This window comes from Archangium sp. (assembly GCF_036388035.1).
In the GTDB taxonomy this organism is placed as follows: domain Bacteria; phylum Myxococcota; class Myxococcia; order Myxococcales; family Myxococcaceae; genus Archangium.
The window spans coordinates 1-9817 of sequence record NZ_DASVSO010000722.1; the positions used below are offsets into that span (position 1 = coordinate 1).

The 9817-nt window shown below is 71.5% G+C and carries 11 protein-coding genes; 8 read left to right on the plus strand and 3 right to left on the minus strand.

The genetic code is table 11. The annotated features are described in order from the left end of the window. Nucleotides 1-110 precede the first annotated feature (110 nt). Nucleotides 111-692 carry a TIGR02265 family protein gene (locus VF697_RS29605; protein WP_331100141.1) on the plus strand — a complete coding sequence of 194 codons (582 nt, stop codon included), beginning with the start codon at nucleotides 111-113 and terminating at the stop codon, nucleotides 690-692. Here the strand turns inward: VF697_RS29605 and VF697_RS29610 are convergent. Beyond that, nucleotides 689-1156 (minus strand): peroxiredoxin, encoded by a 468-nt coding sequence (locus VF697_RS29610; RefSeq protein ID WP_331100142.1) that lies wholly within the window; start codon nucleotides 1154-1156, stop codon nucleotides 689-691. The genes VF697_RS29605 and VF697_RS29610 overlap by 4 nt on opposite strands. A 105-nt stretch (nucleotides 1157-1261) precedes the next feature. Here VF697_RS29610 and VF697_RS29615 point away from each other — a divergent pair, with 105 nt between their 5' ends. From VF697_RS29615 to VF697_RS29645, 7 genes are all read left to right on the plus strand, one after another. Next, a complete protein-coding gene (locus tag VF697_RS29615; protein WP_331100144.1) occupies nucleotides 1262-2404 on the plus strand; it encodes a YcaO-like family protein in 1143 nt (380 codons plus the stop codon). Further along, entirely contained in the window at nucleotides 2401-3591 is a 1191-nt protein-coding gene (locus VF697_RS29620; RefSeq protein WP_331100147.1) for a TfuA-like protein, read from the plus strand. Before VF697_RS29615 ends, VF697_RS29620 begins: the two co-directional genes overlap by 4 nt. Before the next feature lie 162 nt (nucleotides 3592-3753). After that, entirely contained in the window at nucleotides 3754-3996 is a 243-nt protein-coding gene (locus VF697_RS29625) for a hypothetical protein (RefSeq protein ID WP_331100148.1), read from the plus strand. A gap of 31 nt (nucleotides 3997-4027) precedes the next feature. Further along, nucleotides 4028-4861, plus strand: coding sequence for a DNA-methyltransferase (locus VF697_RS29630; RefSeq protein ID WP_331100150.1), 834 nt, complete (start codon nucleotides 4028-4030; stop codon nucleotides 4859-4861). 64 nt (nucleotides 4862-4925) lie between these two features. Beyond that, entirely contained in the window at nucleotides 4926-6212 is a 1287-nt protein-coding gene (locus VF697_RS29635; protein ID WP_331100152.1) for a dicarboxylate/amino acid:cation symporter, read from the plus strand. Nucleotides 6213-6285: 73 nt separating this feature from the next. Then, on the plus strand, nucleotides 6286-6777 hold the full coding sequence (locus VF697_RS29640; protein ID WP_331100154.1) for a peptidylprolyl isomerase: 492 nt from the start codon (nucleotides 6286-6288) through the stop codon (nucleotides 6775-6777). Between the two features lie 66 nt (nucleotides 6778-6843). Continuing rightward, nucleotides 6844-8730 carry an OPT family oligopeptide transporter gene (locus tag VF697_RS29645; RefSeq protein WP_331100156.1) on the plus strand — a complete coding sequence of 629 codons (1887 nt, stop codon included), beginning with the start codon at nucleotides 6844-6846 and terminating at the stop codon, nucleotides 8728-8730. Nucleotides 8731-8834: 104 nt separating this feature from the next. Here VF697_RS29645 and VF697_RS29650 read toward each other — a convergent pair whose 3' ends face one another. After that, nucleotides 8835-9002, minus strand: a complete 168-nt coding sequence (locus VF697_RS29650) for a hypothetical protein (RefSeq protein ID WP_331100158.1) — start codon at nucleotides 9000-9002, stop codon at nucleotides 8835-8837. Nucleotides 9003-9017: 15 nt separating this feature from the next. Further along, a partial coding sequence (locus VF697_RS29655; protein ID WP_331100160.1) for a sugar ABC transporter permease occupies nucleotides 9018-9817 on the minus strand: 800 nt, incomplete at its 5' end.

The following is a 9817-nucleotide window of genomic DNA, read 5'->3' on the forward strand; positions in this document are numbered from 1 at the left end:
AAGCGTCTGGGCGAGCTCGACGCACACTGACGACTCGAACGCACCCTGGGCGGGTTGCCGCCCACCTCGCACGGCTGACACAATGGGCGCACCAACGGGGGAGACGCAGCATGGCAACGGATAGCGCGGCCGCACGCATCAAGGGCAGTGTGCTCATCAATCGCCTCAATCGCCTCAAGAGTCAGGGCGGCGTGGAGCGCATGCAGCAGGTGCTGCAACGTCTGCCGGCGGCGGATCGCAAGCTCCTCGAGGGCGTCATCATGCCCATCGGCTGGTACTCCCTGGAGCTGAACCTCCGCCTCGACGCGGCCATCGCCGACGTGCTCTCGCCCAGGGACCGGAGCAAGGCCTTCATCGACATGGGCCGGGCCTCCGCCGAGGACAACCTCAACGGCCCCCACCACGTCTTCATCCGCAAGGGGGACCCGCACTTCCTGCTCAGCCACGCACCGGAGATCTACCGGCTCTACTACGCGGTGGGCTCGCGCACGTACGAGAAGATCGGGCCCAAGACCGCGGTGCTGCGCACGATGGGCGCCGAGAGCGTCACCGAGGCGGACTGCCTCACCATCATCGGCTGGTACCAGCGCGCCATCGAGATGAGCGGCGGCCGCGACGTGCGCATCGACCACCCGAAGTGCCGCGCCCGGGGCAACGGCCACTGCGAGTACCACTGCTCCTGGGACGCCTAGGCGCCCGCCGCCGCCAGCGGGTGCTCCCGCAGGTAGCGCAGCACGTCGTCCAGGTGGCGGTAGACGCGAACCTCGTGGCGGATGACCGTCTCGATGTGGCCGCTCGGATCGATGATGTAGGTGACGCGCCGATCCACGTTCAGCACGGGCCAGAGCACGTCATACGCCTTGCTGATGGCGCGCTCCTCGTCGCCCAGCAGCGGGAAGTGGATGTCCTCCTGCTCGGCGAAGGCGCACTGCGTCTTCACCGTGTCCACCGACACGCCCACCAGCTCCGCTCCCAGCTCTCGGAGGCGCTCGTGGTTGTCGCGGAAGTGCCGCGTCTCCTCGGTACAGCCGATGGTGAAGGCCCTGGGGAAGAAGAAGAGCACCACCCGCCGTCCCCGCATCGCGGAGAGCGAGAAGGCGCGTCCCTGGCAATCGGTCCCCGAGAAGTCCGGGGCGGCATGTCCCACGTCGAGCATCTTCTTCCGCCTCCTGGGCGCGGCCTCCCCTAGCATGCTTCCCGCCGCCAGGCCCACGCACTTCCCGCCCCGAGCTCCGCCGTGCCCCTCCCTCCTGTAACCCCTTTGTCACCTTCCTTCCTCGACCGGCTCGCCCGAGCGCTCGGCGTCACCCGGGTGGCGCGAGTGACCGGGCTCGACCGGGCGGGCGTGGAGGTGGCCGCCGCGGTGCGTCCGGGCGGCTATGTGCTGCAGGTGTGCAATGGGAAGGGGTTGGACTTCCCGGCCGCGAAGGCCGGGGCCCTCCTGGAGACAGCGGAGTTGTGGGCCGCGGAGACGGTGCCCGCGGAGCGGCTCGTCTGGGGGACGCAGGAGGGGCTGGAGGCCCGGGGGCGTACCGCCTGGGGCGCCGAGGCGCTGGGGACTCGGGGCGCGTTGGCCGTGCCTCGCCTGTGGGGCCGCGAGGTGCGGTGCGCGTGGCGGGAGGCGACCGAGTTGCACTCGGGCGCGTCCGTGCTCGTTCCGGCCCAGGGCGTGTACTGCCCGCCCACGGGAGCGCCGGCCCTCGGCCCGGTGAGCGTCCAGTGGACGAGCAACGGCTCGGGCGCCCACTCCGAGCGCTCGCGGGCGCTCCTGCACGCGCTGCTGGAGGCGACGGAGCGTGACCAGCTCGCACGCCTCCTCCCGGACGGGTGGACGGAGGAGGCGCTCCGCTCGCGCATGCTGCGCCCCTCGGGACTGGAGGAGGGGGCTCCCCGTACGGCGGCGCTCGCCCAGGCGTTGGGGCAGCGCGGCTTCGAGGTCCACCTCTTCGACCTCACCCCCGGCGCACGCGCTCCTGGCGCAGCGGGGCTGCCCGTGGGCGCGGCGCTGCTCGTGGATCGCGAGCAGGGCCCCGTGCCCCTGGCGGCCGGCTACGCGTGTTCACTGGGGCGGGACCAGGCCCTGCTCGGCGCCCTGCTGGAGGCGGCGCAGTCCCGCCTGACCGACATCCACGGCGCCCGCGAGGACGTGGCCGCGGCGGACCGCGAGCCCGCCCTGGCCCTGGCCGCCGCCTGCGCCGAGGTGCGCCCGCGGCGGACCCTCGAGTCCATGCCCGACCTCTCCGAGGAAGTGTCCTCGCCGGAGGAGGCGGTGCGCGAGGTGCTGGCCCGGCTCGCTCGGGCGGGCTTTCCCCGGGCCGCCGTCGTCGAGCTGGATGCCCCTCTCCCCGGACTCCACGTGGTGCGCGTGGTGGTGCCGGGCCTGCGCGTCTCGGAGCTGCTGTGAAACGCCGTCCGGCCCCCTCCCGTCCCGATGACCTCATCGTCTTCCTCGGCCCCTCGCTGCCGGAGGAGGAGGCCCTCGCACTGGCGCCCTGCCGCGTGCTGCCGCCGGCACGTCAGGGCGACGTGTGGCGGGCCCTGTCCCTGCGCCCGAGGGCCATCGCGCTGGTGGACGGCGTCTTCGAGGCGCAGCCCTCCGTGTGGCACCACGAGCTGCTGGCCGCGCTGGATGCCGGGGTGGCGGTGTTCGGCGGAGGCAGCATGGGGGCCCTGCGCGCGGCGGAGCTCGTCGAGCACGGCGTGGTGGGCGTGGGCCACATCTTCGAGGCCTACCGCCGGGGCGAGCTGGTGGACGACTCCGAGGTGGCCCTGCTCCACGCCGACGGGGAGCACGGCTTCCGGGCCTTCACGGTGCCGCTCGTCAACGTGCGCCACGCGGCCCGGCGGGCACAAAGCGCGGGGGTGCTCACCCCTGGCGAGGCCCAGGCGCTGGTGGACGCGGCCGAGGCCCTCTTCTACCAGGACCGCACCTGGCCCCGGGTGTTGGCGGCGGTGACGGAGGCCTGGCCTCCGGCCACCCGGGCGAAGTGGGATGCATGGGCCTCGGGCGGCCTCGAGGACCTCAAGCGCGAGGACGCGCGGGCCTGCATCCAGGCGGCCGCGGCCTTCGTCGCCTCGGGAGCGCGAGCCCCCGTGCGAGCGAGCACCGGCCGGGCCGCGCCGTCCTCCTACGTCCGCCGACGCCGCCTCGTGGAGGGCCTGTGCGCGGTGGGGGAGGAGCTCGTGCCCTCCGAGGAGGTGCTCGCGGCCCTGCACGCCTCCCCCGACGCGGCGGTGCTGGCCGAGGCGGGGCTGCGACGGGCCCTGCTCGCGGGCCAGGCGCGGACGCTCGGCCTGGCTCCCACCCCCGAGGAGGTGACGCGGGCCGAGGCGGAGTGGTGGGCGCACCTGGGCATTCCGCCGAAGGAGCGCGAGGCGTACCTCGCCGCCTGCGGCCTGGACGCGCACGAGCTGCGCCGGGTGTGCGAGGAGCGCGCGCTGGAGCGGCTCATGCTCGAACACGCGCAGCGGATGCTGCCGGACGGGCCCTCCTGGGACGAGTCGCTCGCGACCGAGGCGCGCCTCCAGGGCCGCTGGGTGGCGGAGGCCCGGAGGCTCGGCACCCCGAAGCCGGGCCGGCGCAAGCGGTGAGCCCGGAGCGGACATGCGGCCAACCGCCGACACCGTGACCTGGGGGGCGGGTTGACGAGGCGGACGCGCCCTCGGGACTTTCCGGCGGGCGAGGGGCCTGGGGAGACATTACGCTTACCGGACGCGGCGCGGCGGAGGGCATGCGCCGGAGGTGATGAGGCGATGACCCGGATATGCCAGGACGAAGTGGGTCGCTGTGACTTCATCGACGTGCTCGAGGAGGCGGTCCTGCGGCACCGGCCGGTGGCGGTCCACCTGCGCGAGGGCGAGGCCTTCATCGACGAGGTGGTGGACGTGGTGACCGAGCGGGGGGACGACTTCGCCGTCTTCAAGTCGCACGAGCGGGTGTCCGTGGGGCAGATCCGCTCCGTCACGCGGGCCGAGCCGCTCATGGCGCGGTGGTGAAGCGGGGCGGCTGGGGTAGGGTGCGCGCCGGATGAATCCTCACGACGAGAGCGAGTCCTTCCGCTGCCAACGGGCCGATGCGCGGGAGGCCCAGGGCTATCGAGCGGTGCTGGGGGAGGCGAAGGCCTCCTTCCTGCACACGGATCCGCCGTACTGCCTGCTCACGCGGCGTCGCAAGGGCGGAGATCTGCGAGATGCCCGCGCGAACAAGAAGATCGACCGCAACCCCATCGTGCGCTTCGAGACGGTGCGCGACTACCGGAGCTTCACCGAGGCGTGGATGACGCGCGCGGTGGCGCACCTGACGCCGGACGCGACGCTGGCCATCTGGACGAACCTGCTGGGCAAGGAGCCCATCCTCGCGGTGGCGCGCGCGCTGGGCTTCAGCCACCTGCGGGGTGAGTACGTCTGGGGCAAGCGCACCACGGACAAGAACGCCAACGAGCAGACGCTGCGGGTCTACGAGGTGGCCCTCGTGCTCTCGCGCACGCCAGCGCCTCCGTTGGATCCATCGGGGCTGCCCACCGTCTGGGCCGTCGTCGGAGGCTACGACGATGACGCCGAGGCGGCGCGCTGGGGCAACCACCCGCACCACAAGCCCTTCTCCGTGCTGGAGCCCCTGGTGCGTACCTGGAGCCGGCCGGGGGACTGGGTGTTGGATCCGTTCGCGGGCAGTGGCTCGATGCCGTCGGCGGCACTGCGGCTGGGACGCAAGTCGGCGTGCCTGGAGGTGGAGCCCGAGTGGGCCGAGCGGGTCACCCGGCGGCTCCAGGAGACGGTGAGCGAGATGGCCCGGGGCGCGGAGGTCCAGCCGGAGACATCCGCCCCCGACGACAAGGTATCCGCCACCGTGAATCGCCGGTAGGCTGAGCGGCCCCCTGTCCCCACAGGGGAGTTTGTCTCCCCAGCGACACGCAAGAGGCTCCCGGATGAAGCAGCACCAGAAGATGCTCCTGGGCATCGTCATCGGCACGGTGGCGGGTATCGTCGCCAATCTCTCGGCCGGAGGTACGCCCTGGCTCGACTGGGTGGTGACGAACATCACCGGGCTGGTGGGGCAGCTCTTCCTCCGGTCCCTGCTGATGCTGGTGGTGCCGCTGCTCTTCGCCGCGCTGGTGATGGGCGTGTGCGAGCTGGACTTGAAGCAGCTCGGCCGGCTGGGCCTGCGGACCATGGTCTACACCGTGGTCGTCTCCAGCATCGCGGTCCTCATCGGGCTGGTGCTGGTCAACACGCTGAAGCCGGGCGTGGGGCTGAGCGACGAGGCGCGCGCGCTGGCGATGAAGGGCACCTCGGTGCAGGCCGCCCCCGCGCCGAGCAGCACCTCGGTGCCCTCGCTGATCGCCGCGATGATCCCCAACAACCCGGTGAAGGCGGCGGCGGATGGGGACATGATCGCCCTCATCGTCTTCTCGCTCATCTTCGGCCTGGGCGTGGCCCTGACGCCGACCGAGGGGGCGCAGCGGCTGCGCGAGACGATCCAGGGCCTCTACGACGTGATGATGAAGCTCATCGACGGGGTGCTGAAGCTGGCGCCCATCGGCGTGGCGGCGCTGCTCTTCAGCATGATGGCGCGCCTGGGCATGGGCGTGCTGCTGCAGGTGGCCTCCTACGTGGGCGTGGTGCTGCTGGCGCTCGGGCTGCACATGTTCGGCGTGTACTCGCTGTCGGTGCGCTTCCTCGGGGGGCGCAACCCGCTCACCTTCTTCCGCGACTGCCGCCTGGCCATCGTCACCGCCTTCTCCACGGCGTCCTCCAGCGCCACGCTGCCTACCGCGCTCAAGGTGGCCGAGGAGAACCTCAAGCTGCCGCGCAACGTGGCGCGCTTCGTGCTCACCGCCGGCTCGGCGATGAACCAGAACGGCACCGCGCTCTTCGAGGGCGTCACCGTGCTCTTCCTGGCGCAGGTGTTCGGCGTGCAGCTGAGCCTGCCGGACCAGGCCGTGGTCATGTTCATCTGCGTGCTGGCGGGCATTGGCACCGCGGGCGTGCCGGCCGGCTCCATCCCCGTCATCGCGATGATTCTGGGCCTCTTCAAGATTCCGCCCGAGGGCCTCGCCCTGGTGCTGGGCGTGGACCGCTTCCTCGACATGTGCCGCACCACGCTCAACGTGACGGGAGACCTGGCCGCCGCCGTCTACGTCTCCCGCGGCGAGCCGGCCCTCGACGCCGAGTCCCCGACCACCCCGATCCGTTCCGAGTCGCCTACCTCCTGAGCTTCCAGGGAGGCTCGGGTTGCCTCGGCCGCCGTGCCGTCCCCATACCCGTAGGACAGAAGGAGCAGCCAACATGAAGGTGTCCAAGGACAGCGTCGTCTCGTTGGAGTACCGGTTGCACCTCGGTGACGGGAAGGTCGTCGACCAGAGTGAGCCCGGCCAGCCGCTCGCCTACATGCATGGTCGGGGGATGATCGTCCCGGGCCTGGAGGGGCAGCTCGAGGGCATGTCCGTCGGCGAGTCCAAACAGGTGGTGGTGCCTCCCTCGCAGGGCTACGGCGAGCATGATCCGCGCGGCCTCCAGACGGTGCCCCGCGACATGTTCCCCCCCAACGCCCCGCTCCAGCCGGGGGTGACCATCTCGGCGCAGACGGAGGGCGGGGACGTCATCCCCATCACCATCCGCGAGCTGAAGGGGGACTCGGTGGTGGTGGACCTCAACCACCCGATGGCGGGCAAGACGCTCCACTTCGATGTGACGGTGCGTGAAGTCCGCGCGGCCACCGCCGAGGAGAAGGAGCACGGCCACGCCCACGGCCCGGGCGGCGCCCACGGGCACGAGTGAGCAGGGCGTCGCGAGGGCGAAGGAGGCTCGTCCCCGAGGGGTTGTTCCGGTAACGTTGCGGCCCCCATGAGCCAGTCCGCTTCGCCCTCGCCCCAGCAGCTCAAGATTTCGCCCGAGACCGAGCCGAAACAGCCGCACCCCGCGGTCACCCAGGATCCGGAGCGGTACTGGCTGGAGAACGTCTACAAGGGGGAGGCGCGCCAGCTCACCGTGCGCGCCGTCATCGCCGGCATGCTGATTGGCGCGGTGATGTGCCTCTCCAACCTGTACGTCATCCTCAAGACGGGCTGGAGTCTGGGCGTCACCATCACCGCCTGCATCCTCGCCTTCTCCACCTTCAGCCTCCTGCGGGCCGTGGGGTTGGTGAAGACGGAGGTCACCGCGCTGGAGAACAACGCGGTGGGCTCGGTGGCCTCGGCGGCGGGGTACATGACGGGCGGTGGCAACATGGCGGCGGTGCCCGCGCTGCTGATGCTCACCGGGGCGCTGCCGTCCACGGGGTGGCTGGTGGCGTGGTTCGCGGTGGTGTCCGCGATGGGCGTCTTCGCCGCCATCCCCATCAAGCGCCAGCTCGTCAACATCGAGCAGCTCCCGTTCCCCACGGGCACTGCCACCGCCGAGACGCTCCAGGCGCTGCATGGGCATGACGAGGCCTCGCGCGGCAAGGCGCGCTACCTCGGCCTCGCGGGCCTCGTGGGGGCCGCCATCGCCTTCTGGCGGGATGCCAAGGCCTCGTGGCTGGCGTGGAACCTGCCCTCGAAGCTGAGCCTGCCCTTCACCATCGGCGGCAAGCCGGCGGGGGCGTGGACGCTCTCGCTCGACCTGAGCCTGCTGCTGGTGGGCGCCGGGGCGCTGGTGAGCTTCAAGACGGGCTGGTCCATGCTGCTGGGCGCCATCTTCACCTACGGCTTCCTGGCGCCGGAGATGGTCAGCCGCGGCGTCATCCCGGAGGTGACGTACAAGGCCATCAACTCCTGGTCGCTGTGGACGGGCTCCTCGGTGCTCGTCGCCTCGGGGCTGCTGTCCTTCGCCTTCCAGTGGCGCAGCGTGGCCAAGTCGTTCAAGGCGCTCTCGGGCCTCTTCGGGAAGAAGGACGAGGTGGAGAAGGATCCGCTCGCCGACGTCGAGTGCCCGCCCACCTGGTTCCCCCTGGGCTTCCTGGTGCTGGGCCCGGTGGTGGTGGGGCTGATGGCGTACCTCTTCCAGATTCCGTGGTGGGCCGGAGTGATTGCCCTGCCCCTGTCGGTGGTGATGGGCGTCATCGCCTCGCGCGTCACCGGCGAGACGGACACCACGCCCACCAAGGCGCTCGGGCCGGTGACGCAGCTCCTCTACGGTGGACTGCTGCCCGGCAACCTCGCGGCCAACGTGATGAGCGCCAACGCCACGGGCGGCGTGGGGTTGCACTCGGCGGACCTGCTCACGAGCCTCAAGACGGGCTGGCTGCTGGGCGCCAACCCGCGCAAGCAGTTCATCGCGCAGCTCTTCGGCGTGGTGGCTGGGGCGGCGGTGGTGGTGCCGGCCTTCAACCTGCTGGTGCCGAGCGCGGACGTGCTGGGCACCGAGGAGTTCCCGGCGCCCGCGTCGCTGGTGTGGGCGGGCGTGTCGAAGATGCTCGTCAACGGGGTGAGCTCGCTGCACTCGTCGGCCCGGGTGGGCGCGGTGTGCGGCCTGGCGCTGGGCGTGGCGCTGGTGCTGCTCGAGCGCTGGGCGCCGAAGAAGGCCAAGGCGTTCATCCCGTCCGCGTCGGGCCTGGGACTGGCCATCGTGATTCCGGGCGCCAGCTCCATCGCCTTCTTCATCGGCGCGGCCATCGCCGAGGGCCTGCGCCGCTTCAAGCCGAAGCTGGCCGACGCCACGGTGCTGCCGGTGAGCTCGGGCTTCATCGCCGGCGAGAGCCTCATGGGTATCGCCGTGGCGATGCTCAAGGCCTTCGGGGTGATGCCCAAGTAGTCACCGGGCGAGGCGGAAAGACAAAGGCCCCGCTCAACGCCGTGCGAGCGAGGCCCTTGGATGCTGCGCAGACGCGAAGCGACTACAATTGCTGGCGAGCTGGATCAGGTCCAGCTTCGAGGTGCGGTTGCCGTCGTAGGCGGGCGTGTAGCCATCTCGGCGATCGCCGTCTCGAACAGGCCGGTCGCCTTCTTGCCGAACTCGTCGAGGCCCGTGTTCTGCGCGACTTGGTCGGGAACTGGATTGAGCATGGCAACTTGCTCGGCCAGCACTCGGGCGGCCCAGACTCATGCGCGGCCCGCGGCCTGCCTTCCCCGGCGTGAGAGCGCGTCGATGGACGCGGCCACCAGCAGCACTCCGCCCGTCACCATGAACTTCACCGAGGACGAGAGCGCCAACAGGTCCATGCCGTTGGAGATGGAGCCAATCACCAGCGCGCCGAGCAGGGCCGACCACGCCGAGCCTCGCCCACCGAAGAGGCTGGTGCCTCCGATGACCGCCGCCGCGATGGCGTTGAGCAGCACATCCCCGCTGCCCGAGGACTGGTTGACGGCCATCAGGCGCGAGCCCGCGAGAATCCCTCCGGCCGCCGCCAGCGTCGACGCCAGCGTGAAGACGGCCACCCGGATGCCCGGCACCGAGATGCCCGCTCGCCGCGCGGCCTCGGCGTTGCCGCCCACCGCGAAGAGGTGACGCCCGAACCGGGTGTGCCGGAGCACCAACTCCAGCGCGAGTGCCAGGCCCACGAAGAGGACCACCGCCAGGGGCAGCCCACGGTCGAGCGTGAACACCGTCATCGCCGCCACCAGCACCGCCGAGGGCGCCACCACGCCCACCAGCGTGCCGCGCCAGGGCACCAGCGGCAGCCCCGCCGCCGCCCGCCGCCTTCGTCCCAGCAGCACCACCGTCACCTGAAGGGCGATGGCCAGGACCGTCCCCGTCCAGGCGATGCCCGGCTCGAAGAAGGTCCCCGCCAGCGCGATGAGCACGTCATCGCTGAGGTTGACCGTCCCCGTCTCTCCCAGCACGTACAGCAGCGCGCCTTGCCACCCGAGCAGCCCGGCCAGGGTGACCACGAAGGAGGGCA

Excerpts from the sequence above, each read along its gene's own strand:
- VF697_RS29625 (WP_331100148.1), top strand. The coding sequence starts at position 3,754 with ATGACCCGGATATGCCAGGACGAAGTGGGTCGCTGTGACTTCATCGAC.
- VF697_RS29640 (WP_331100154.1), top strand. The coding sequence starts at position 6,286 with ATGAAGGTGTCCAAGGACAGCGTCGTCTCGTTGGAGTACCGGTTGCAC.
- VF697_RS29645 (WP_331100156.1), top strand. The coding sequence starts at position 6,844 with ATGAGCCAGTCCGCTTCGCCCTCGCCCCAGCAGCTCAAGATTTCGCCC.
- VF697_RS29605 (WP_331100141.1), top strand. The coding sequence starts at position 111 with ATGGCAACGGATAGCGCGGCCGCACGCATCAAGGGCAGTGTGCTCATC.
- VF697_RS29630 (WP_331100150.1), top strand. The coding sequence starts at position 4,028 with ATGAATCCTCACGACGAGAGCGAGTCCTTCCGCTGCCAACGGGCCGAT.
- VF697_RS29610 (WP_331100142.1), bottom strand. The coding sequence starts at position 1,156 with ATGCTCGACGTGGGACATGCCGCCCCGGACTTCTCGGGGACCGATTGC.
- VF697_RS29635 (WP_331100152.1), top strand. The coding sequence starts at position 4,926 with ATGAAGCAGCACCAGAAGATGCTCCTGGGCATCGTCATCGGCACGGTG.